General features: G+C 75.1%; 19 protein-coding genes. 8 read left to right on the top strand and 11 right to left on the bottom strand.

Annotated features, from left to right (window positions below; translation table 11 throughout):
* Positions 1 to 86: 86 nt before the first annotated feature.
* From BKA22_RS10535 to BKA22_RS10520, 4 genes are all read right to left on the bottom strand, one after another.
* Positions 87 to 1,607, bottom strand: coding sequence for a hypothetical protein (locus tag BKA22_RS10535; RefSeq protein ID WP_146953585.1), 1,521 nt, complete (start codon positions 1,605 to 1,607; stop codon positions 87 to 89).
* A gap of 117 nt (positions 1,608 to 1,724) precedes the next feature.
* Positions 1,725 to 2,231, bottom strand: a complete 507-nt coding sequence (locus BKA22_RS10530; protein WP_179561895.1) for an RNA polymerase sigma factor — start codon at positions 2,229 to 2,231, stop codon at positions 1,725 to 1,727.
* A gap of 190 nt (positions 2,232 to 2,421) precedes the next feature.
* The gene (locus BKA22_RS10525; protein WP_223203635.1) at positions 2,422 to 4,089 is read right to left on the bottom strand and encodes a chromosome partitioning protein; all 1,668 of its coding nucleotides are present in this window, start codon (positions 4,087 to 4,089) and stop codon (positions 2,422 to 2,424) included.
* A gap of 206 nt (positions 4,090 to 4,295) precedes the next feature.
* Complete coding sequence (locus BKA22_RS10520) at positions 4,296 to 4,733, bottom strand: ATP-binding protein (protein ID WP_146953587.1); 438 nt, start codon at positions 4,731 to 4,733, stop codon at positions 4,296 to 4,298.
* Positions 4,734 to 5,050: 317 nt separating this feature from the next.
* Here BKA22_RS10520 and BKA22_RS10515 point away from each other — a divergent pair, with 317 nt between their 5' ends.
* The 3 genes from BKA22_RS10515 to ligD all read left to right on the top strand — a co-directional run bounded on the left by BKA22_RS10515 (position 5,051) and on the right by ligD (position 9,409).
* Positions 5,051 to 5,281 (top strand): hypothetical protein, encoded by a 231-nt coding sequence (locus BKA22_RS10515; protein WP_146953590.1) that lies wholly within the window; start codon positions 5,051 to 5,053, stop codon positions 5,279 to 5,281.
* The gene (locus BKA22_RS20165) at positions 5,263 to 8,268 is read left to right on the top strand and encodes a helix-turn-helix transcriptional regulator (RefSeq protein WP_306458351.1); all 3,006 of its coding nucleotides are present in this window, start codon (positions 5,263 to 5,265) and stop codon (positions 8,266 to 8,268) included. The genes BKA22_RS10515 and BKA22_RS20165 overlap by 19 nt, the downstream gene beginning before the upstream one ends.
* Before the next feature lie 76 nt (positions 8,269 to 8,344).
* Complete coding sequence (gene ligD, locus BKA22_RS10505; RefSeq protein WP_146953592.1) at positions 8,345 to 9,409, top strand: non-homologous end-joining DNA ligase; 1,065 nt, start codon at positions 8,345 to 8,347, stop codon at positions 9,407 to 9,409.
* 6 nt (positions 9,410 to 9,415) lie between these two features.
* Here ligD and BKA22_RS10500 read toward each other — a convergent pair whose 3' ends face one another.
* Positions 9,416 to 10,426: a M15 family metallopeptidase gene (locus BKA22_RS10500; protein WP_223203636.1), complete on the bottom strand. Its 1,011-nt coding sequence runs from the start codon at positions 10,424 to 10,426 to the stop codon at positions 9,416 to 9,418.
* Positions 10,427 to 10,729: 303 nt separating this feature from the next.
* On the opposite strand from BKA22_RS10500, the gene BKA22_RS10495 reads away from it, so the two are divergent.
* On the top strand, positions 10,730 to 11,881 hold the full coding sequence (locus BKA22_RS10495) for a DUF3806 domain-containing protein (RefSeq protein ID WP_146953593.1): 1,152 nt from the start codon (positions 10,730 to 10,732) through the stop codon (positions 11,879 to 11,881).
* Between the two features lie 15 nt (positions 11,882 to 11,896).
* Here the strand turns inward: BKA22_RS10495 and BKA22_RS10490 are convergent, their stop codons facing one another.
* On the bottom strand, positions 11,897 to 12,199 hold the full coding sequence (locus tag BKA22_RS10490) for a hypothetical protein (RefSeq protein WP_146953595.1): 303 nt from the start codon (positions 12,197 to 12,199) through the stop codon (positions 11,897 to 11,899).
* A 174-nt stretch (positions 12,200 to 12,373) separates the two neighbouring features.
* On the opposite strand from BKA22_RS10490, the gene BKA22_RS10485 reads away from it, so the two are divergent.
* The gene (locus tag BKA22_RS10485) at positions 12,374 to 12,694 is read left to right on the top strand and encodes a DUF2249 domain-containing protein (RefSeq protein WP_179561739.1); all 321 of its coding nucleotides are present in this window, start codon (positions 12,374 to 12,376) and stop codon (positions 12,692 to 12,694) included.
* Between the two features lie 7 nt (positions 12,695 to 12,701).
* Here BKA22_RS10485 and BKA22_RS10480 read toward each other — a convergent pair whose 3' ends face one another.
* The 5 genes from BKA22_RS10480 to BKA22_RS10460 all read right to left on the bottom strand — a co-directional run bounded on the left by BKA22_RS10480 (position 12,702) and on the right by BKA22_RS10460 (position 19,392).
* Positions 12,702 to 12,911, bottom strand: coding sequence for a hypothetical protein (locus tag BKA22_RS10480; RefSeq protein ID WP_146953599.1), 210 nt, complete (start codon positions 12,909 to 12,911; stop codon positions 12,702 to 12,704).
* Between the two features lie 149 nt (positions 12,912 to 13,060).
* Positions 13,061 to 14,317 carry an MFS transporter gene (locus BKA22_RS10475; RefSeq protein WP_179561738.1) on the bottom strand — a complete coding sequence of 419 codons (1,257 nt, stop codon included), beginning with the start codon at positions 14,315 to 14,317 and terminating at the stop codon, positions 13,061 to 13,063.
* Entirely contained in the window at positions 14,314 to 17,319 is a 3,006-nt protein-coding gene (locus BKA22_RS10470; protein WP_223203637.1) for a glycoside hydrolase family 2 TIM barrel-domain containing protein, read from the bottom strand. The genes BKA22_RS10475 and BKA22_RS10470 overlap by 4 nt, the downstream gene beginning before the upstream one ends.
* Positions 17,316 to 18,242 carry a BadF/BadG/BcrA/BcrD ATPase family protein gene (locus BKA22_RS10465; protein ID WP_179561737.1) on the bottom strand — a complete coding sequence of 309 codons (927 nt, stop codon included), beginning with the start codon at positions 18,240 to 18,242 and terminating at the stop codon, positions 17,316 to 17,318. The genes BKA22_RS10470 and BKA22_RS10465 overlap by 4 nt, the downstream gene beginning before the upstream one ends.
* A complete protein-coding gene (locus BKA22_RS10460) occupies positions 18,235 to 19,392 on the bottom strand; it encodes an ROK family transcriptional regulator (RefSeq protein WP_223203638.1) in 1,158 nt (385 codons plus the stop codon). Before BKA22_RS10460 ends, BKA22_RS10465 begins: the two co-directional genes overlap by 8 nt.
* 350 nt (positions 19,393 to 19,742) lie before the next feature.
* Between BKA22_RS10460 and BKA22_RS10455 the strand changes: the two genes are divergently transcribed.
* From BKA22_RS10455 to BKA22_RS10445, 3 genes are all read left to right on the top strand, one after another.
* Positions 19,743 to 21,002: an ABC transporter substrate-binding protein gene (locus BKA22_RS10455; RefSeq protein ID WP_146953604.1), complete on the top strand. Its 1,260-nt coding sequence runs from the start codon at positions 19,743 to 19,745 to the stop codon at positions 21,000 to 21,002.
* Between the two features lie 115 nt (positions 21,003 to 21,117).
* Positions 21,118 to 22,101 carry a carbohydrate ABC transporter permease gene (locus tag BKA22_RS10450; protein ID WP_223203639.1) on the top strand — a complete coding sequence of 328 codons (984 nt, stop codon included), beginning with the start codon at positions 21,118 to 21,120 and terminating at the stop codon, positions 22,099 to 22,101.
* Complete coding sequence (locus BKA22_RS10445; protein ID WP_223203640.1) at positions 22,091 to 22,996, top strand: carbohydrate ABC transporter permease; 906 nt, start codon at positions 22,091 to 22,093, stop codon at positions 22,994 to 22,996. Before BKA22_RS10450 ends, BKA22_RS10445 begins: the two co-directional genes overlap by 11 nt.
* Position 22,997: the final 1 nt, after the last annotated feature.

The following is a 22,997-nucleotide window of genomic DNA, read 5'->3' as shown; positions in this document are numbered from 1 at the left end:
GTGACGACCGCCTGACGACCAGCTGACGGCCCGGCACGCCGCGGTCCCGTCGCGTCCCTCCACGCGACGGGACCGCGGCGTGCGGGTCAGCCGGCCGGGGTGAGGTCCAGCTGGTCCTCCACGACGGCGATCACGGACCACGTCGTGCCGTCCGCGTCCGCCAGCTCGTACGTCGGCACGAGCACCGAGGCGCCGTCCGGGAGCGTCGTCAGCGCGACACCCAGACGGGCCGAGGTCAGCGTCACCTGCTGCACCGGCCACGCGATCCGGGCACCGGCCGTCGGAGTCGCGGGCACGGTCGGCTCGGTCGCCTCGGCACCCTCGGGGGCGACCAGCGAGGTCGTCGCATCCTTGACGGCACCGCTCATCAGCGGCATCACGCCGTTCGACGTCGGACCGAACCGCGGGTCCGCCAGCCGCTGCACCGCCTCGACCGCGCTGACCACGTCGTACGTGCCCAGGTCGACCACCGGCGCGAGCGGCAGGTACAGCGACTGCACGCCGTCGGCCACCAGCGTCGCGCTGCCGGTCACACCCGTGCGCTGACCGTCGACGACCTGCTGCAACGTCAGGTACACCGCCTGCGGGTTGCCCGTGTCCGTCTGCACCTCGTACTCCCAGCCGTCGGGGTCGACCCCCAGGTCGGCCACCACGTCACGGACCTCCGCCACGGCCGCGTCACCCGTGGGCGCCGGGGCGCCCGAGGGCACGCACTCGGCAGGCGCGGGCTCCACGGCGGCGCTGTCGCTGCCGGCCGCGCCGGCCGACGTCGTGTCCGTCGCGGAGGCGTAGCACTGCGCCCACGGGTCGAGCGTCGGGTCGTAGAACGACATGCTCGCCAGGCCGTCGGGCGACAGGCTGACCGTCGCCCCCGTGCCGTCCGTCGGGCCCACCGTCCAGCTGCCGTACTCCTGCCGCGGATCGCCGGGCACGCCGAACGCCGCCGCGATCCGGGCCACCGTCTCCTGCGTGACGACGGACGCCGCGTCGAAGCCCCACGCCTTGCCCTGGCCGGCCTCGTCGGACAGGCCCTGCTGCGTGAACACGGTCCGGCCGCCGAACCACCAGCCCGAGGCCATGTCGCCCGCCAGCTTCGACTCCGTGCCCGCCATCGTGCCCGCCATCGAGCTCGACGCCGCGGAGTCGCCCGCCGCGCCCTGGTCGGCGGAACCCTCCAGGCTGATCGCCGGGGCTGCCGCGTCGGCGACCGAGGCCGCCCCGCCACCGTCCCGGACCAGGCCGAGCGCGTAGCCGCCGCCCCCGATCACGGCGACACCGGCGACCGCGGCCGCGATCTGCAGCCAGCGCGCGGGCCGGCGGGTGCGCGCACCGCCCAGGACCCGCACCTCGGCGAGCTCGTCGGTCGCGCCCTCAGGCGTGTTCTCGGTCGTGCTCGCGGTCGTGCCGGCGGCCGCATCGGCGGCACCGGCGGTCGCGAGCCCGGCACGGTCCCGGGCCGTCGCGGCCAACCGGTCGAGATCAGCGGTGGCCCCCGCGGCGGGGTCCGCCGCACGGACGCGGTCGAACGCCTCGTCGCGCGGCTGCGCACCCTCGCCCTGCGGCTGCGCGCCCTCGTCGGGCGTGCCGGTCGGCGTCCTGTCGCTCATGGTGTTCCCTCCCGAGGGGCGTCGCGTGGGGCCGGTCCGGCCGGGTCCGCGTCACGTCAGCCCTCCACCCCGTCTGTGTGCCGGAGCGCCCCGTCCTTGCAGCACGCGGGCCGTGGCTCAGGCGTCGAGCGCGGCCCAGACCTCGCGCAGCCGCGCGCGCGCCCGGCTCAGCGCCGCGTCCGCCCCACCCCGGCTGATGCCCAGGACCTCCGCGAGCGCGGCACCCGTCAGGCCCTCCCACGCGTGCAGCAGCAGGATCTGCCGGTCCCGCGCGCCGAGGGCCGCGAGCACCGCGCGGACCTGCGCGTCCTCGACCGCGAGCACCGCCGGGTCGGCGTCGTCCACCTCGTCGGGCACGTCGGCGACCGGCACCGGCCGGCCCTTGCGCCGGTGGTTGGCGAGCACGAACCCGGCCGTCCGGTAGAGCCACGGCAGCTCGGCGCCGTCGGGCACGTCGTCGCGCCGACGCCAGGCGACGGTCAGCACGTCGGCGGCGAGGTCCTCGGCCTCGTCCCGCCCCGAGGCGCCGATGCGGCGCAGCAGGTATCGGTGCACGGCGGCACCGTGCTCGCGGACCAGCGCGTCGAACCAGGCGGCGTCGTGCACCGTCCCGTCGGCGACCACGTGCAGGCGGGTCGGTGCGCCGCCCGGCGCGTCGGTGGCGGGACTGTCGTCGGCGATGTGCGGCCGCACGGCGGCTCCCTGTGTCGGTGTCGGTGCGAGACGGACGGATGGCCCTCACCTGCACTGTGTCCCCACCGCGCAGGATCTTGCACGCCCACCGAGACCTGTCCCGACGCCTGCAGCCCTCCGGCTACAGCCCCTCCGCCACCACCGACGTCACGTGCAGCCACGCGTCACGCGTCCGGGTGCTGAGCTCGTCGAACCGGATCGGCCCGCCGGCCACGAGCGCCGGGTCGTGCGGCACGTCGACGACGTCGCGGGTCAGCGCACCGAAGTGCGAGCGCAGCCGGTTGCGCAGCTCCTTGTCGACCTTCGCGTCGGGCGCGGAGAGCACGGTGACCGCGCGGCGCACGGCCTCGTCGTGGCCCGTGGCCCGCAGCGCGTCGATCGCCCACGCGGCCGACTGCGCGGTGTCCTCACGGATCGTGGAGACGATGACGAGCTGGTCGGCCACGTCGATCGCGGCCTGCCAGTTCGAGGCGCGCATGTTGTTGCCCGTGTCGACGACGAGCACCCGGTAGAACCGGGACAGGATGCTGTGCAGCTCGGAGAACGACCGTGCGTCGAACAGGGCGGCCGACGCCGCGTCCTCGTCGGAGGCGAGCACGTCGAACTGCTCGGTCGGCTGCGTGCGCACGAACTGGTCGAGGTCGCCGATGCGGACCGTGCCGCGCGCGGTCAGGGACGGCAGCGCGTGCAGCAGGTCGACCGCGGTGCGCGTGTGGTCGGCGTGCGAGGACCGCCAGCCGAGCGTGCCGCGCGTCTCGTTGTTGTCCCAGGCGAGCGTGTAGCCGCCGCGCTGCAGGCCGAAGGTGGCGGCGAGCAGCATGGTCGCGGTCGTCTTGTGCGCGCCGCCCTTGGGGTTGAGCACGACGATCGTGCGAGGGCCGTCGAGCGAGCGGCGCACGGCGGCGACCTCTCCCCTGCGTCGACGTTCGGCCGGGCCCGGGTGCGGCGCCCAGCGACCGCCGGTGAGGCGACGCACGGTGCCGCGCCAGCCCTCCTCGGCGGGCCCGCCCGTGGCCGAGTGCCGGGTGGCGAGCAGGTCGTCGAGCGTGGGCAGGGTCAGCGACCCGGACGCGGGCTGCGGCTCGCGGACCACGGCGACGGCACCCGTGCGGGTCTGGGCCCGGCTCACGGGCGCGGCCACCGCGCGGGTCGCACCCGTGGTCGGCGCGGGGACGGCCGGGGTCGGCTCGGAGGCCGCCAGGGCGGCAGGCGGGGCGGCAGGCGAGGCTGCAGGCGAGGCGGCAGGCGCGGCAGTCGGTGAGGCGGTCGGTGACGCGTCCGGCGCCGGAGCCGCCGGGCCGGGGGTCGACGCGGCCGGGGTCGCGGGCGTGCCCGTCGCACCGGCCCGGGTCGGGGAGGCGACCGCGCCGGAGCGGGACGCTCCCGTCGCCGCCGGGGCGGACGCCGCGGGACCCGTGTCCGCCGTCCCCGTCTCGTCACCGGTGCCGGGGGCCTCGTCGACCGTGCCGTCGGGGTGGATGAGCAGCGCCCACAGGCCGTCCGGGTCACGGATCTCGGCGGGAAGCGACCGGCCGGCGGCTGCGGCCAGCTCGGCGATCCGGGCGGTCACCGCGGCACCGGCCTCGGCGAGCGAACCGGCACGCACCTGCTGCACGACACCGTCCACGGCCAGCTCACCCGTGCCGTCGTCGCGCACCTCGGCACGGATCGTCGGGGTGCGCCCCGCAGCGGTCGACGCCAGGGTCACGGCGGCGACGGCCCCCGTCCCCGTGGGCGCCTCCTGCGGTCCGTCGCCTGCCAGGGCCTGGTCGCCCCTGCGCTCGGTCATCGGTGTCTCTCCTCGTCCAGCGGCCGTGCACGCCAGGCGTGCACACGGTCACGTGCCCCGACGACCCGGTAGGCAACCGTCTCAGGAGCGGTCGCCGCGGGTCGAGAGGACGCGCCACTGAACCTACGCTGTGCGTCGCAGCAGTGCATGACAGCGGTGCTCGGCGTCGTGCGCGTCGCGGCAGGCCCGTCAGCCCTCGGGGAGCATCAGCCCTCGGGGTGGACCTCGAACCACACGGTCTTGCCGCCGCCCTCGCGAGGGACCGTGCCCCACGTCTCCGCGAGCGCCTCGACCAGCGCCAGCCCGCGCCCGCTCGGCGCCGACGGCTCCGGGTGACCCGCCACCGGTATGCCGCCGCCGTCGTCGCTGACCGCGACCCGGATCCTGTCGGGCTCCACGGCGACCTCGACCCGCACCTGCCCCGACTCGGGGCCGTGCACGACGGCGTTCGCCACGACCTCGCCCGCGAGGAGCTCGACGACCTGGTTCACCGCACCGCCGACACCGGCCCCGGCCACGACCTGCATGACCCAGTGCCGGGCGGCCCGCGGTGCGGAGCGCTCCGGGCGCAGCACCAGGGCGTCCTCGACGAGCAGTGCCCGCCGGGCGCTCGCGGCGCTCCTCAGGTCCCGTACCTCACCCACCAGACCAGGGTGCACGACAGTCCTGTGATCCGCTGGCCGGACGGCTCATACGCATGGGGTGATGCTCGTCGCACCCCCGCTCACCTGCGCACGGACCACCACGGTTCACCCCGGCCCGTCCGTATCGCGGCCACCTCGGCGGGGTCCTCTCCCTGTGGCCCCTGAGGTACCTCAGAGACCACCTCAGGTCGACCGACCCGCAGCGGGGACCGCAGGACGGGTCGACCGACGGATCCGAGCACGGTCGCCTCACGACGACTGTGAGGTCTGTCCGCAGAGGACGGCAGAGGACACCCGTGCAGCAGGAGGAGGACGCCATGACCATGACCTGGGGACCCGCGCTCGACGCGGAGGTCGCCTACCGGCACGAGCGCGTCGTGGAGCTGCTCCGCGGCGCCTCCGCACCGCGCACGACCGGTCCGGTCAACCCCGAGCGACTCGCCCGCCGGGCGAGCGCCGGGCGTCCGGTGCGAGAGGTCGGGGCACGGAGGGCAGCGCTGCGTGGGTGGCTGCTGCGAGGATCGGAGGCATGGCACGTGGCCCGATGAGCACCCCGTTCGTCGCGCGCGCCGCACAGGTCGAGCAGCTGCGCGGCGCGTGGGTGCGCGCCGGTTCCGGCGAGCCGGCCGTCGTGCTGCTGGGCGCCGACGCCGGGGTCGGCAAGACGCGCCTGCTGCGGCACGTGGCCGCGCTCGCGCAGGCGGGCGGCGCCCTCGTGGTGACCGCGCACTGCGTCGACCTCGGTGACGTCGGCCTGCCGTACCTGCCGTTCGTCGAGGCCCTGGCCCGGCTGCGCGAGCTCGACCCGACCGCGGTCGACGCGGTCGTGGCCTCCCGTCCCGCGCTCGCCCGCCTGCTCCCCGGGCAGGTCGGCGGCTCCCGCGACGACGACCCGGCGTACCCCGGGCCCGACGAGCAGAGCAGCCGGATGCAGCTGTTCGACGGCGTCGTCGAGCTGCTCGCCGCGGTCGGGCACCCCGGCGCACCGCTCGTGCTCGTGCTGGAGGACCTGCACTGGGCGGACCCGTCCAGCCGGGACCTGCTGCGGTTCGTCACCGCACGGCTGCGCGCCGAGCACGTGCTCGTCGTGGCCAGCTACCGCACGGACGACCTGCACCGCCGGCACCCGTGGCGGCCCGTCGTCGCCGAGCTGTCCCGGCACCCCCGCGTGCAGCGCATCGACCTGCCGCCGTTCACCGACGACGAGGTCCGCGCGTTCGCCACCGCGGTCGCCGGCAGGCAGCTGCCCGAGCCGGTCGTGCGCCGGGTCATCGAGCGTTCGGAGGGCAACGCCTACTACGCCGAGGAGCTGCTCGAGTCCGGTGCCGACACCGACGGCCTGCCGTGGACGCTCGCCGACGTGCTGCGGACCCGCCTCGAGCAGCTCGACCCCGCCGTGCAGCAGCTCGCCCGGGTCGCCTCGGTCGCCGGTCGCCGGGTGACCGAGCCGCTCCTGCGGGCCGCCGTCGTCGCGAGCGGCGACCCCGTCCTGAACGCCCCGGGCGTCGTCGACGACGCGCTGCGCGAGGCCGTCACACGGCACGTGCTGGTGGGCGAGGACGAGCACATCGCGTTCCGGCACGCACTGCTGGCCGAGGCGGTCGCCGCCGACCTGCTGCCCGGTGAGGTGTCCTCGCTGCACCGGGCGTACCTGCGCGCGCTGCTCGCCGACCCCGGCCTCGGCCCGGCCTCCGTGCTCGCCCTGCACGCGCTGCGCGCACCCGACCTGCCGATCGCGCTGACCGCCTCGCTCGAGGCCGCCCGCACCGCGTTCGCTGTGCTGGCCCCCGCCGAGGCGCTGCACCATCTCGAGACGGCGCTGCGCCTGTGGGATGCCGTGCCCGACGCAGCGGCGCTCACCGGGTGCTCGCACGTCGACGTGCTCGTCGACGCCGCCACCGCCGCGAGCCGCGCAGGTGCCTCGGAACGGGCGGGCAAGCACGCCCGGACCGCGGTCGAGGAGTCCACCGACCCGGTCGCGCGGGCCGTGCGCCGGACGGCCCTGGCCCGCTACCTGCTCCTCGACGAGCGACCCGAGGACGCGATGGCCGAGGCGTCGCGGGCACGCGACGACCTGCCGCCGGAGCGCGTGCGCGAGCGCGCGTGGGCGCTGGCCACCTATGCGCGGGCCGCGCTCACGCACGACCGTGACGGCGAGGCGACGACGAGCGCCACCGAGGCCGTCGAGCTGGCCAGGTCCGTCGGTGCCGCGGACGCCGAGTCCGACGCGCTGACCACGCTCGCGGTGCTGGTCGTCGACGACGCGCCCCGGGCGGCAGCCCTGCTCGACGAGGCCCTGGGCCGCGCCCGGGACGCGTGCGACCTGGAGACCGAGCTGCGCACCCGCTACAACCTGGCGTCCAACCGCTTCTACGCCGGCGACCTCGACGCGGCGGTCCGGCTCACCGCTGCGGGCCTGGCCCGGGCCGTCGAGACCGGCATGTCCGGGGACCCCTACGCGGTCTCGCTGCGCGACCTCGCGACGATCGCCCGGTACATGCTCGGCGACCTCACGCCCGACCCCGACCGGCCCGTCCTCCCTCGGGTCGACCCGGTCGACCCGGTCGACGGCACACGGGGCGCCACCGGACGGACCTCCGCGCCGGGGGCCGCGCTCGACCTGCTGACCGCGGGGGCGCGCGCGATCGACCTGTACGCGGCGGTCGCGCGCGGTGACACGGACACGGTCGAGCGGGGGCGCGCACTGGAGCCGATGTGGCAGCGCGACGGCTCGATCGCCCTCATCGGCGGCGGGACGACCATCGACGCGCTGACCTGGCGCGGGCGTGACGACGAGGCCGTCGAGCTGGCGCTGGCGGTCATCGGCCACCTCGACCAGCGGTGGAGCGACTACTTCCTCGGCGGCATCTGGCTGGCCGCGTTGGCGCTCGGGGCCCTGGCCGACGCCGCGGCGGCCGAGAGACTCCTCGGCAAGGACGTCCACGGACGCGAGGCCCAGGCCGACACCCTGCTCGAGCGTGCCGTGACCACCGCTGAACGGGGACGACCGCGCGGCGGGCCGCTCGGTCCCGAAGGGCGCGCCTGGCTCGCCCGGGCGCACGCCGAGCACGCGCGGGCACTCGGTCGGCCCGCGGTCGCCCTGTGGGCCGCCGCGACCGACGCGTTCGCCTACGGCTACCGCTACGAGGAGGCCCGCACCCGGTGGCGGTGGGCCGAGGCCCTGCTCGAGGAGGGCGAGCGCGCGGCGGCCCGGGAGCAGGCGGGGCGCGCACTGGCCGAGGCGGACGCGATGGGTGCCGCACCGCTGGCCGCCGCGGTGCGCGACCTGGCCCGTCGCGGGCGCCTGGACCTGCCCGGGGTGCGGGTCGACGGACCCGACCTGCTGACCGCCCGTGAGTCCGAGGTGCTCTCGCTCGTCGCGCAGGGTCTGTCCAACCGGCAGATCGGCGAGGCGCTGTACATCTCCGGGAAGACCGTCTCGGTGCACGTGTCGAACCTGATCGCCAAGCTCGGGGTGTCGGGTCGCACGGAGGCCGTGACGGTCGCGCACCAGAGGGGCCTGCTCGGCGCCTGAGACCGTCCGGCCGAGCGGCCCCGCTCACGCCCGGCTCCCTGTTGCGCCGGCAGGGCCCGCGCCTACGGTGAGGACCATGTCCCCGTCGACCGCACCGGCCGTGGAGCTCGAGGTGCGCGGACGCACCGTGCGCCTCTCCTCGCCGGACAGGGTCGTCTTCCCGGCGCGGGGGCTGACGAAGCTCGACGTCGCGCAGTACGTGATCGCCGTCGGCGACGGGCTGCTCGGTGCCCTGCTCGACCGACCGACGACCCTCGAGCGCTGGCCCAAGGGCGTGTTCGAGGGCGCACGGATGGCCACCCGGCAGGACTCCCGCGGCGACGCGTTCTTCCAGAAGCGGGTGCCGACCGGCGCCCCCGACTGGGTGCGCACGGCCCGCATCGCCTTCCCCTCCGGCCGCACCGCCGACGAGGTCGCACCCTCCGAGCTCGCAGTCGTCGCGTGGGCGGTGAACCTGGGCACGATCACGTTCCACCCGTGGCCGGTGACCAGCGCGGACGTCGAGCACCCCGACCAGCTGCGCATCGACCTGGACCCGCAGCCCGGCACGGACTTCACCGACGCCGCCCGGGTCGCCCCACGCCTGCGCGAGCTGCTCGCGGAGGTCGGGCTGACGGGTGTGCCCAAGACGTCCGGCGGACGCGGGCTGCACGTGTTCGTCCCCATCGAGCCGCGGTGGACGTTCGTCGAGGCCCGCCGCGCGACGATCGCGCTGGGTCGCGAGCTCGAACGGCGCATGCCCGAGGAGGTCACGACGGCCTGGTGGAAGGAGGAGCGCGGCGCCAAGATCTTCGTCGACTACAACCAGATGGCCCGCGACCGCACCATCGCCTCCGCCTACTCGATCCGTCCCAACGCCCGCGCCACCGTCTCGACGCCGCTGCGCTGGGATGAGGTCGGTGACGTGCACCCCGACGACTTCGACATGACGACAGTGCCCGCCCGGTTCGCGCAGGTCGGCGACCTGTTCGCCGACCTCACGGCCGGAGCACCCGGCAGGCTGTCCCTCGAGCCCCTGCTGGCCATGGCCGACCGGGACGAGCGTGACCACGGGCACGGCGACCTGCCGTACCCGCCGGAGTACCCGAAGATGCCCGGCGAACCACCCCGCGTGCAGCCCAGCCGGGCCCGTCAGGTCTGAGGGCGGTCAGCCGACGTACTCGAAGTGCCAGTACTCCGGGTTCGAGCCGCCCCGGCGTGCCCACGACGGTGACACCCACCCGTAGGACGGCCCGTTCGTCACGAGCCAGCTGCGCTGCGCGGTGTCCCACCCGTACTCGCAGGGCAGCTCCGGCACGTCGAGGGCCAGGCCCGTGCCGTGCGACGACGTGCCGGGCACCGCGGCGACCGTGCCGAGGGCCTCGCGCATCGCGACCTGGGTGTCGTAGTCCCGGTAGGTGAGGTCCAGGTCGAGGTGGTGCCCGAAAGCGGCGACGAACGCCACGTCGAGCCGTTCGAGGGCGGCCGCAGCGGCGGTGCGCAGGTAGTAGGGCGTGCCGTGCGGGTCGACGTCCCAGGAGATCGCGGCCAGCATCGAGGCCGGGAGCCTCCCGTTCGACCCGTCGCCGCCGTCGGTCGGGGCCGAGGTGTAGAACGGCGGCCCGGTGTAGGTCGTCGTGCACGAACCGCCGGACGCGCCCGTGCCGGAGGCCGCGCTCGCGGCCGACCCGCTCGGCGCCGCTGCGACGGACTGGCCGGACTGCATGGCCTGCGCTGCCTGCGCTGCCTGCCAGGCGGTCCTGGCGTCGACGACGGCCGACTCGGCGGTCTGCACGGCCGCGACCTGGGCTCGCACGGCGACCACGGACGTCGCCGGGACCTGCGCCGCGGCCACCGCGGCCGCGAGTGCCTGCCGCACGGCGTCGTCCGCGACCTGCCCCTCGCTGCCGCCGAGGGTGGACGTCGCCTGGGCGATCGCGTCGGTGAGCACCTGCTGCGCCTCGGTCAGGGTCTGGGCGGCCCGACTGCGCGAGGCCGTCGCCTCGTGCTGCACCCGCCAGGCGTCGTCCTCGGCGTCGGCCGAGGCCTGGTCCTGCACGCGCACGACCGCCTCGTCCCACGCGAGCTGCTCCGTGCGATCCGTGCGCACCCGCCACGCCCACGCAGCGCCCGTGCCGACGACGGCGACCACGAGGACCAGCGCCGCGACGAGCGCCACCCGCGGGCGCCCGGGGCGTGCCGTGCCACCGCGTCGACGCCGCGCACGCCCGGTGAGGCGGTGGTCGACCTGTCCGTCGCGCTGTCCGTCGACCTGCGCGTCGACGGGCAGGTCGGTGCCCGGCGCAGGCTGCTGCGCCGCGGGATCCCGCCGCTGACGGCGGCTGTGGTCTGACCGGCGGATGGGACGCTCCGTGGGGGTCGAGGCGTGCAGACGTCGATCCAGGGTAGGCGCACACCGCCAACCGGATGATTCGGTGCCCGAGGGCTCAATCGGTCGCCCCGACGCGCCGACACCGTCTCTATGGCAGTCGACGCCGGCCCGGGGAACGGCCACCAGGACGCGATCACCACGACGCAGGACCCGAGGGGAGCAGGGACGCACGGCGGTCGGACGACCCTCACGGACGTGCCCGACGGGACCCCGCGCGGGGCCGCCGGGCCCCAGGACAGCGCCGGGGACAGCGCCGGGGACGTCGCCGGTGACAGACCCCTCACCCCCGACGAGACCGGCCACATGGACCGGCTCCGCCGCGACCTGGCGGCGAGCGGCGTGGACGTGCGCGACGCGCGTGCGATCGGCGCGCTGTACGACCGGTCCTGGACCGCGTGGTCGCAGTCGGGCGGCGCGGCGGACCCGCGTCCGCTGGTGCGCGCGCTGGGCGTCGGTCTCGGCGACGTGCTGGCCGCGCGCGCGGACGGCGCGTGGATGCTGCGCACGACCCCCGAGGGCGCTGCGCCGGTCGTGCTCACGCCGGCCTGGTGCGTCGCCCCGCTGGAGGAGGTCACCGCCCGGTGGCGCGCGGGCGAGCAGGGGTGGGTCGAGCGCTGGGTGGACCGATCGGTCGCACACCTGACGGGGACCCGTTCCCGGCACACCACGGGCGAGCCGCGGGTCCCCACGCCGGCCCGCGCCGGCGACGAGCGGGCACCGGAGGTCGCAGGCCCCCCGGTGCCGGGCGACCCGACGGGGCCCGCACCCGCCGGCGCGCACGAACGACCCCGTACGCCCGACGAGCTGCCCTCCCCGCCGTCGACCCCGGCGCAGGACCTCGCCCTGCGGGCGCTGGCCCAGGCGGTGGACGACGTCGTCCCGGCCGGCGGCCCGCTCGCACCCTTCGCGATGGTCGACGACGGGGTCGACGTGGTCGTGCGCCGCTTCGCCGAACCTGCGGCCGCCCGCGCCTGGGTGCGCGCCTCGGGGGCCGTGCGCGCGGCGATCGCCTGGCAGGGTCGGCTCGACGACGACGTGACGACTCGCGACGGCGTCCCCCCGGGCGCCGCGAGGACAGGCCGGGGTGGGCGCGACGGCAACGGCCGGGAGGCGGTCTTCGTCGAGGCGTGCGACCGGGGCCGCCCGGGGTTCGTGGTCGCGCACCGCTACACCTCGGTGCCCGGGGTGTCACGGATCGTCGGGACGCCCGAGGTCGTCGGCGCCTGCGAACCCCTGCTCTGAGGGCGCCTGCGCGGGTCAGCCGCGCGCGCGGGCCACGGCGTACCACCGTGAGCCGAACCGGCGGGTGAACCGCGGCTCGGCGGTCTCCGCGAGCTCGTCGGCACGGGCCAGGACGGCCCAGGCCGTGCGCCGGGCCGCAGCGTCGTCGTCTCCGACGAACCTCACGGTGACCCGCGCCTGCCCACGGACGACGGCCAGGTCGCTCGCCTCGACGACCGTGGACCCACCGGCCGCCCGCACGAGCTCGGGGAGCAGCTCGGGGGCCGAGGTGCCCGGGCGGAGCAGTCCCACGGCCAGGCTCACGCGGTACGACGGCACCCCCGCACGGTACGCGTCGCTGCAGACGGACCGACCCGCCCCTGCTGAAGGATGTTTCATCCGGCCCGGAGGGCGACCCCGGTCGAAGGTCCCGGTCGACCCGCACGAGGTGAGGTGATCCTGACTTGGAGCCCGCGCCGGCGCGGGAGAGTCGTCCGTCTCGGAGCACCGCCCATGGCCGTCCAGCCCGCCCAGTCCCCCGTCGACCGCACCGTGGCCGCCGACGACGACACGGAGCTCGCGTGGCCGGGCGAGGGCGATCCGGTCGTGGACCTGCGAGCGGTCTCGTGGGGGGTGCGGGAGTCCACGGCGCTGGCGGTGTTCGGTTCGGTGCCCTCGGGCGGTTCGCTCGTGCTGGTCGCACCGGAGGACCCGGTCGACCTGCTGCACCTGCTGAGCGACGAGGCCCGCGGGGAGCTCGAGGTCGAGTACCTCGAGGAGACGCCGGGGGCGTGGCGGCTGCGGGTCACCCGCGGCTTCCGCCTGTTCGTCTGAGAGCCGGTCAGGCCAGGCGGGCCCGGAACTCCTCGGCGATCTGCTGGGCCTGGAGCCGGACGAGCCCGCGGTAGGACTCGTGCAGCTGATGGGTGCGCGCGAGGGACGCCTCACCCTCGCACGCGGCCTGCCAGGCCTTCTTCGCGGCACGGATGTCGGCGTCGGTGATGGCGATCCGCCACTCCGTGCCGGTCGCGTCGATCCTCTGCTCGTCCACGTGACCAGTGTGGGACCAGGCGGTCTGTGGTGGGTCGTTGGTCCCCACTTTTTCGCCCGGTGCTTCACTCGGCCGGGCGCCTGTCCGGCCCCCCGTTCAGCCATCCGGGGGAGCGTGCCGCCGCGTGTGCCGGGTCGGGGCCGACGCGGTCAGCCGGCGGCGTCGACCGGTTGAGGCTCTGCGCGCACCGGCGCGATCCGAGGGCGGCGGTCGCGAGCGGCGAACCGCCCCGCGACCGCCCCGGCGAGCAGCACGACGCCCACGGCGCCGACGGCCCATCGCAGGCCCACGGCGTCGGCCGCGGCGCCGATGAGCGGCGGCCCGGCGATGTTGGCGAGCGAGCTGAGCGAGGTGACCGCGGCGATCCGGGTCGGTGCGTCCCCGCCCCGCGCCGCGACCGAGATCGCGACGGGCACGGACAGCGCCGCTCCCAGGCCCCAGACCCCGGCGCCGACCCAGCACAGCCACAGCACGGGCGCCGCGGCGAACAGGACGACCCCGGCCGTCGAGACGAGCCCGGAGGTGACGAGCGCCACCGTCGCCCCGAACCGGTCGACGAGCCGCCCGCCGGCGATCCGGCCGAGCGTCTGGGCGACGAGGAACACCGAGACGGCGGTCGCCGCGGTGCCCTCGTCGACGGGGAAGGCGTCGATCAGGGTCGGGGTGATCCAGTTGTTGGCGGCCCCCTCCGAGAGCGCGGCACCGAAGACGACGGTGCCGAGCAGCAGCGTCGAGGTCTCGAGCCAGACCCCGGTGCGCCGCCCGCGCGGCGTCGGCTCCTCGTCCGGTCCGGACGGTGGCACGGGGCGGGCGGGCAGCGGGTCGAGGGTGCCAGCTCCGCGCAGCCCGGACCACACCGCGGTCCGGGCCGCACCGGCCAGCACGGCGAGCGCCAGGAGCTGCGGCGCCGGGCCGAGGCCCGCGGTGGCGGCCAGCCCGCCGAGCGCGGCACCGAGCGCGGCGGCGATCGAGTACGCCGCGTGGAACTGCGACAGGATCGAGCGGCCGACGCGACGCTCGGCCTGGGTGCCCAGCACGCTCTGCGGCACGTTGGTCAGGGCGAACGCGGCACCGTGCAGGGCGTTGGCGGCCAGCAGCGGCCACACGGCGCCGAGGGCGATCGCGGCGGCCAGCGCGAGGTAGGCCACGACGAACCCGACGGTCGCGAGCCCGTAGACCCGGCGCGAGCCCGCCCGGGCGACCCAGCGCCCGGCGACGGGGATCGTGACGAGCGTGCCGATCGCCCCGGCCATGAGGAACCGTCCGAGCCCGGCCGCGTCCAGCCCGGTCTGCTCGCCGATGGCCGCGAGCCGCACGTTCCAGGCGGACAGGCAGAAGCCGTTGACGCAGTAGGCCGCGAGGACGAGCGCGCGCAGCCGGACGACCGGGTCGGACCGCAGCCTCACCGCACGGGTCCGAGCGGCTCCAGCAGGACGCGCAAGGTCTGCCGGGAGGCCGGCAGACGGTAGGCGGGCAGCACGCCCTGGCCGCAGGACGCCGTGCCGACCCCGCTGAGGGCGGCGTCGATGGACACGTACGTGGCAGCCGCGGGCGGCAGGTCGTGGTCGTGGCCGGTGGTCGCGACCGTGTGGCGGTCCCACGGCCGGGCCGTCAGCCAGACGCCCGAACCTCGCACGCGCAGCCCGCCGTCGCCCGTGCGCACGCTCGCGTCGTCGACCCGACGGGCCCCGTGCTCCTGCGGGCGCACCGTGCGGACGGCAAACGTGTCGCGGTCGGCGGTGAACGTGCCGTGGCGTGCGCCGTACCCGGTGTCGGGGTACTGCGGGCCCGGGCCCAGGCCCGTCCAGGTTACCTCGTCGGTCGGCGCGGCCAGGCACAGGTCGACGCCGACGCGCGCCCAGTCGCACGGCCAGCTGCCGAACGGCTGGACCTGCAGGTCCAGCAGCACGACGTCGCCGTCCGACGTCCAGCGCCAGGTGCAGTCGACCCCGACGTCGAGGACCGGGGGTGCCACGCGCGTGCGGACGACGACCGCCCGGCCGTCGGTGGTGATCGACAGCAGGCGGCTGCGCAGGTCGTCGAGGCGTGCGGCCGCCCAGCGGTCCGCGACGGACGGCAGGTCGGGCTCGTCCCAGCCGACCCCGCGGTCGTTCTCCGTCGGTGCGCGCCACAGGCCGACGGCGACGTCGTGCAGCGCGAGGTCGCCGAGCCGCACGGGCAGGCCGGTGCGGGTGCAGACCGCGAGCGGGCCGACGCGCAGCAGCGACTCCTCCTCGAACGGGACGACCGCGGGTCCCTGCAGACCCGCCGGGGCGGGCGCGACGACGCGCTGGGTCCAGGCGACCTCGTGCCCGGCCGGGCAACTGCCCCCGGCGTGCCGGGTACTGGCCGTGACCGTGACCGTGCGGCCCTCGAGGTGGGAGGGCAGGGCGAGCGGCACGATCGCGCTCTCCCCTGCGGGCACGTCGGGCACGTCGATCTCGCCGGAGACGTCGGCAGGTTCGACCGGCACGTCAGTGCCGTCGGCATCGCCGGTGCCGGCGTCAGTGCCGGCGGCACCCCCCGCGCCCTCAGCGCCCGCGACCGACCAGGTGAACGCCAGGTGCGCGAGCCCGAGCGCGTGGTACCGGTTGGTCACCGTCAGCGTCGACAGGTCGTCGGCGAGGGTCAGGGCGACGGGCGCCCACACGGCCTTGAGGTCGGCCAGCGCCGGGCCCGGGGTGCGGTCGGCGTGCACGAGGCCGTCGACGACGAAGCTGCCGTCGTGCACGGACTCGCCGAAGTCGCCGCCGTACAGCCCGCGCCGTCCCGTGCCGTCCGCGGTCGGTCCGCCGTCGAGGGTGTGCTCGACCCACTCCCAGACGAACCCGCCGGCCAGCCGCGGGTGCGCGTGGAACAGGTCCTGGTACTCGCGCAGCCCGCCGGGCCCGTTGCCCATGGCGTGCACGTACTCGCACTGCAGGAAAGGCAGCTCGCGCCGGTGCCGGCGGATCGGGTCGGCGAAGCGGTCGGCGGGCGGCTCGGCGGCGATCGCCGCGACCTCGTCGGTCGTGGCGTACATGCGCGAGTACACGTCGACGTAGGTCGAGTCCCAGTCGCCCTCGTAGTGCACGAGCCGGTCGGGGTCGCGCCGCCGGGTCCAGCGGGCGATGGCCTCGAGGTTGCTGCCGGTGCCCGACTCGTTGCCGAGGGACCACAGGAGCACCGAGCAGTGGTTCTTGTCCCGCTCGACGGTCCGGCACATCCGGTCGGCGTACGCGGGGAACCAGCGCGGGTCGTCGCTGGGGTTGCCACGCCAGCCGACGAGCGCGAAGCCGTGCGTCTCCAGGTCGTTCTCGAGGATCACGTAGAAGCCGAGCTCGTCGGCCAGGTCGAGCAGGTCGGCGCGCGGCGGGTAGTGCGAGGTGCGGATCGCGTTGACGTGGTGCTGCTTCATCAGCTCCAGCTCGGCGCGCACCGTCTCGGGCGGCAGCACGCGGCCGTGCACCGGGTGGTGCTCGTGCCGGTTGACGCCGCGCAGCAGCAGCGGGCGGCCGTTGAGCATCAGGGTGGCGTCCTCGACGTGCACGGTGCGGAAGCCGATGCGCAGGTGCACGGTCTCGGTGCCGGTTCGTACGGTCGCGTCGTGCAGCACGGGCGTCTCGGCGGACCACGGCGCGACGCCGGGTACGCGGTGCTCGGTGCCGACGGCGACGTCGACGAGGCCGAGCGCGGGGACCGACAGCAGCGCGGGTCCGGCGGCGCCGTCCTCACGGTCGACGTCGACGCGCAGGGTGCCGAAGCCGTCGCGGTGGTCGTAGCCGGCGTGCACGAAGACGTCCCGCACGCCGCCGGCCGGGCGGGCCAGCAGGGTGACGCTGCGGAACACCCCGGGCAGCCACCACATGTCCTGGTCCTCGAGGTAGCTCGAGGCCGACCACTGGGCGACGCGCACCGCGAGGACGTTCGTGCCGGGCCGCAGGATGCCGGTGGTGAGGAACTCGTGGGTCAGGCGGCTGCCGCGCGTGGTGCCGAGCTCGACGCCGTTGAGCCAGACGGTCGCGGCGTTGTCGACGCCCTCGAACCGCAGCAGCGTGGGGTGGCCGGCGAGCGCGTCGTCGGCGGTGAGGACCAGCCGGTGGTCGGCCACGGGGTTGTCGTCGGGCGGGAACGGCGGGTCGATCGGGAACGGGTACTGCAGGTTGCTGTAGGCCGGTGAGCCGTGCCCTTCGAGCACCCAGTGCGACGGCACGGGGATGGGCGACCAGCCGGCGCCGTCGGGCGTCTCGTCGGTCAGCCAGCTCTCCTCGTCGGGCACGTGCCGGGGCGTGGGCCACACGCGCACCTGCCAGGTGCCGTCGAGCAGCTGCGCGGGGGCGTCGGTGCGCAGGTGCGCGCGCGGCGGGATCGCCCCGCGACCGGGCAGCGGGGCGGACAGGTCGGCCAGCAGGCGCGCGGAGACGCTCACAGGGCGGCCGCGAGGACGAGGGCACCTTCGACGGGCGGGACGGTCAGCACGTGCACGGTCAGCTCCGGGTCGTGACGGGCGAGGCGTTCGGCGAACGCCTGCTGCAGGCCGGGCTGGTGCGTGATCACCCCGCCGGCTGCCACGACGACCGTACCGAGCGCGCCACGGCTCCGGACGGCCAGGACGTCCCTGGTCAGCGCCTCGGCGGCCGACTCGACGACGCCCTGGGCGACCGCGGACCCGGCTGCGGCCGCGGCGAAGACGAGCGGGGCGTGCCGGCCCCAGTCGTAGGCGTCCTCGGTGCTGACGGCGAGTGCGAGGTCGGCGACGCTCGCTGCCCGGTAGGCGGAGGCGAGCGCGGCGACGACGGGGTCGGCGAGCGCGGCGGCCTCGCCGTGCAGGTCGGCGTGCCGCATGGCGGCCCGGACGGTCTCGCGCACGAGCGCCGGGGCGCTGCCGTCGTCCCCGAGCACCGCGCCGTAGCCGTCCGCGGTGAGCAGCGTGCCGTGCACGTCGACCCCCATGGCGATGGCCCCGGTGCCGACGATGAGCTGGATGCACTGCGCGTACCCGGCTGCGGGCCCGAGCAGCTCGGCGTCGTTGACGACCTGCACGCTGCCCCGGGACCGGGCAGCGAGCTCGGTGCGGGCGATGCGGCGCTGCTCGGCGGTGTCGAGGCCGTGCAGCCCGACGACGACCCGGGTGTGCAGGCAGCCGGGGGCGACGGCGTCGACGGTGGCGGCGAGCCGGTCGAAGTTCTCGAGGGTGTCGAACGTGGAGCCGCGGCGCCAGCCGGCCGAGGGCAGCACGGCGTCCTGCCGGCTCCCGTCGGTGCCGACGACGGCGACGTGCGTCTTGGTGCCGCCGACGTCGACGCCCACGTGGGAGACGGCGGTGGCCAGGGCGGTGCTCTGGTCAGGCAAGGTAGACAGATCCCTTCGTCCGGCGGGCCATGAGCTCCCCGACGCCGAGCAGCGGTGCGTCGGCGCCGAGGGCTCCGACGACGACCTTCGGCGGGAAGGGGATGCGCCCGGTGAGGCGTCCCTCGACGCCGTGCAGCAGCCAGGCGGTGTCCTGCGGCAGCTGGCCGGACAGGACGACGACCTCGGGGTCGAGCACGGTGGTGAGGGCGGCGATCGAGAGGCTGAGGTAGTCGAGCAGCTCGTCGGCGAGCGGCAGCGCGGCGGCGTCCCCGGCGGCGGCGGCGTCGAGCAGCCCGGCGGTGCCGAGCGGACCCCGCTCGCCCTGGTACCGGGCGGCGAGGGCGCCGATGCGGGACTCGAGGTCGCCCTGCCGGGTGTGCAGCCGGTCGAAGGCGTCCCGTCCGGCGAGCAGGTAGCCGATCTCGCCGGCTCCGGCACGCGCGCCGCGCACCAGGCGGCCCTGGGACACGATGCCGGCGCCGAGGCCGACGCCGAGCACCACGGAGACGAGGCTGTCGGTGCCGGCGCCGACGCCCTGGGTCCACTCGCCGACGGCGATCGCGTTGGCGTCGTTCTCGACGAGGGTGGGCAGGCCGGTGCGGTGCTCGACGATCGAGCCGACCGCGAGCCGTTCCCAGCCGAGCTCGGCGGAGTTGGAGACGCGGCCGTCGTCGTCGACGACGCCGGGGACGGACAGGGCGACGCCGAGGCAGGACCGGTTGCCGGCGCGGGCCGCGCGGACGAGGGCGGCGACGAGCTCGAGCGTCTCGTCCAGGCGGCGGTCGGGGTCGGCGTCGGGGCCGTAGGAGCGCTCCACGCGGTCGGAGACCGAGCCGTCGAGCCCGACGAGCAGGCCGCGGGAGACGTGCGCTGTGACCTCGGCGGTGACGATGACGCGGCGCTCGCCGGCGAAGCGGAAGAGCGTCGAGGGGCGCCCGCCGGAGGACTTCTCGACGCCGGCGCGCACGACGAGCCCTTCGCGCTCGAGGGCGGTGCAGAGCCGGTCGACGGTGGCCGGGCTCAGGCCGGTGCGCTCCCGGAGCGCGGTCCGGGTCTGGGGTCCGTGCTGGGCCAGCGCGTCGAGGATCGCGGTCCGGTTGATGTCGGTGACGACCCGTGTCGTCGCCGTCCGTGCGGCCGTGCTGCTCATGTCCATTCCTCCTTCCACTTTCCTATCAGTGTGAGATGCAACCATGCCGGGAAGCCCTCCGACAAGTCCCTGAGCCGGGCGTTTCGGGGGCGGTCTCCTCGTGTTAATTCCTTGTTTCGAGCGTGCGTGACGGGCGAAACGGGGATTGACCGCTTTCCCATCGCACTGATAGCAAAGGCCTCACACGGACACCGGCCATCCCCGCCGGAGCCGCAGCTGGTCCCCCGAAGTGCCCCCCGAAGTTCCCCCCGAACTGCCCCCCGCACCGCTCCGCACGAACCGCACGACACCCGTCCCCCGCACGTGGCCCCGGACCCCCGCCGGCGCCTCCCGACCCGCACAGGAGAACCGTGAAGCTCCCTCAGCTCCCCCTCGCCACGGCGGCGCTCGTCGGCCTGCTCGCCCTCAGCGCGTGCGCCGGCGGCGCCACCGCCTCCGACGGCGACGACCCCGTCTCGCTCGAGTTCGTCCTGTCGGGCGACGCCAACCAGGGCGGTGGCTACCAGGCCATGGCCGACAAGTACGAGGCCGAGACCGGCGTGCACGTCGAGATCGTCGACGTGCCCTACGACGACCTCGTCACCCGGCTGCGTTCCGGCGCCCAGGCCGGCGACCTGCCCGCCCTCGCCCGCGCCTCCGAGGTCGACCCGCTGTGGTCGAGCAGCATCCTCGACCTGACCGACATCGCCGAGCAGAACGGCGTCATGGACTCCCTGCTCGTCGAGAACGCCGACGGCGAGGTGCAGGCCCTGCCCAGCGACCTCACCGCGGTCGGGCTCTTCCTCAACAAGTCCCTCTTCGACCAGGCCGGGGTCGCCTACCCCGGCGTCGACGACACCCCGTGGACCTGGGACGAGTTCGTCGCCGCGCTCGAGCAGGTCAAGGCGGCCACGGGCGCCAAGTACGGCATGGTCATGGACGCCTCGGCGCACCGGCTGCGCTCCTTCATGTACCAGTTCGGCTCCCAGGGCGTGCAGGAGCAGGCCGACGGGACCTGGGCGCTCGACGACGAGGGCGCCACGGCCCTGGAGTACTTCAAGGGTCTGAACGACGACGACATCATGCCGAAGTCGGTGTGGCTCTCGGGCGAGGACCCGTCGGCTCTCTTCAAGAGCGGGCAGGTCGCCGCCTACTACTCGGGCGTCTGGCAGGTCACCGACTTCTCGGAGAACATCACCGACTTCGAGTGGACGACCTCCCTCATGCCCGCGCAGACCACCCGCGCCACCAACCTCGGCACCAACTGGATGGTCGCGTTCGACGGCACGGGCGTCGAGCAGGAGACGCTCGACTTCATCAACTGGCTGTACGAGCCGACCAACTACGCCGAGCTGTCGAAGATCTCCGGGTTCCTGCCCGCCGAGACGGGCCTCGAGGTCGACTACACCGCCGACGCGGACGCGTTCGACATGTTCTACGCCGAGATCGAGGCGTCCGACCCCATCGCCGGCGACCAGGCGACCGCAGCCCTGGAGAACAGCTTCGCCGGCCGCGTCCTGGAGTTCGAGCCGCTCAAGGACGAGACCGTCAAGTACCTGAACGACGAGCAGGACCTCGCCACCACCGTGCAGGCCATCGGGGACCAGACCACCGACGCCTACGGCGAATGACCCGGCAGGGCCGGCGCCGCTCCCCCCTCGGCCGCGCCGGCCCTGCCGCACCCCCGCAGCACAGCAGCACCCGCACGACCCGACCCGTCCGGAGGACTGGATGACCATGGCCCCAGTGCGCGCACACACGGAGCAGACCACGCCGCCCGCCGCGGCGGCAGCGCCCGCGACGACAGCGCCCGCGACGACCGTCCCCGCGAGCGCCGCACGGACCCGGCGTCGGCGCCCCTACGGCCGCCACACGCTGGCACCGCTGCTCCTGACCGGCACGACGATCGTGCTCTTCGCCCTGTTCTTCGTCTGGCCCGGCGCCCTCGGCCTGGCCTACTCGTTCACGGACTACCGCGGCCTGGGCGACATGGACTTCGTCGGGCTGCAGAACTACCAGGACTTGTTCGTCGACCAGGACTTCTACTCCGCGCTGACCCGCACGGGGCTGTACGTGGTCCTGTCCGTGCCGCTGACCTACGTGGTCTCGCTGGCCATCGCGGTGCTGCTGGTCAACGTGCACGCCAAGGGGACCGCCGCCGCCAAGATCGTGTTCTTCGTCCCGTGGCTCGTCTCCCCGATCGTCACGGGCGTCATCTGGCGCTGGCTGTTCGGCGAGAGCTTCGGGTTCGTCAACTACGCGCTCGGCCGGCTCGGCGCCGGGCCGGTCGCCTGGGCCTCGGACGCCAACCTCTCGCTGCTGGTCGTCCTGCTCGCCTCGGCGTGGGCCAGCACCGCGTTCAACATGCTGCTGTTCATGGCGGCGATCCGGAACGTGCCGCGCTCGTACTACGAGGCCGCGCAGCTCGACGGCGCGAACGGCTGGCAGCGGTTCCGGGCCATCACCCTGCCGGGCATCGCCCCGACCTCGTTCATGGTCGTGCTCCTGACCACCATCGGGTCGATGAAGGAGTTCGCCATGGTGCAGGCCCTCAACGGCGGCGGTCCCGGCACCGAGAACCGGCTCATCGTCCAGTACATCTACGAGACCGGGTTCAACCGCGCGCAGGTCGGCTACGCCAGCGCCGTGTCCATGGTCCTCATGGCGATCCTCCTGGTCATCGCCCTCGTCCAGCTGCGCTTCGAACGGAGGGCCACCCGTGACTTCTGAGACCACCACCACCGCCGACCACGCCGCCCCCGCGGCCGCACGTCCGCCCCTGCGTCGCCGCGTCGTCCCCCGCCGGGTCCGCATCGCGCGCGCGACCCCGCCGACGATCGCGCTGTGGGTGCTCGTCGCGCTCTTCGCGTTCCCGCTGATCTGGTTCCTGCTCAGCTCCGTCAAGCCGGGCGGCGAGCTGTTCCGCTACCCGCTGACCTTCCTGCCCGAGACCTGGACGTTCGACGGCTACGCCGAGGCCTGGGACCGCGTCGACTTCGGGCTGTACTTCCGCAACACGCTGCTGGTCGCGACGATCACGACGACCCTGACGGTGTTCTTCAGCGCCGCGACCGGCTTCGCGCTGGCCAAGTACAAGGCGTGGTGGATCAACGTCCTGTTCATCTGCATCCTGGCGACGACCATGCTGCCCACCGAGGTCATCCTGACCCCCACGTTCGCGGTCATCCGCGACCTCGGGCTGTACGACACCCTGGCCGGCATCATCGTGCCCTCGATCGTCACCGCGAGCGGCATCTTCATGTTCCGGCAGTTCTTCCTGACGGTGCCCGACGAGCTCATGGACGCGGCCCGCATCGACGGCGCACGCGAGCTGACGATCTTCTTCCGGATCATGCTGCCGCTGGCCAAGCCGATCGCGATCACCCTGGCGATCTTCAGCTTCCAGTGGCGCTGGAACGACTACATCTGGCCGCTCATCGTGCTCTCGGACCCGGACCGGTTCACGCTGCAGGTCGCGCTGCGCAGCCTGGTCGGCGCAGAGAACATCGACTGGACGGTGCTGCTGCCCGCCTCCGTGATCTCGATCGTGCCGCTCGCGCTGCTCTTCCTCGTCGCCCAGCGGTACGTGCTGAGCGCCGACCTGAACTCCGGCCTCAAGGACTGAC

The sequence above is a fragment of the Cellulomonas soli genome (genome assembly GCF_013409305.1).
Classification (GTDB): domain Bacteria; phylum Actinomycetota; class Actinomycetes; order Actinomycetales; family Cellulomonadaceae; genus Cellulomonas; species Cellulomonas soli.
Note: the sequence above shows the minus strand (reverse complement) of the source record. Positions and strands in the feature narration are given on the sequence as shown.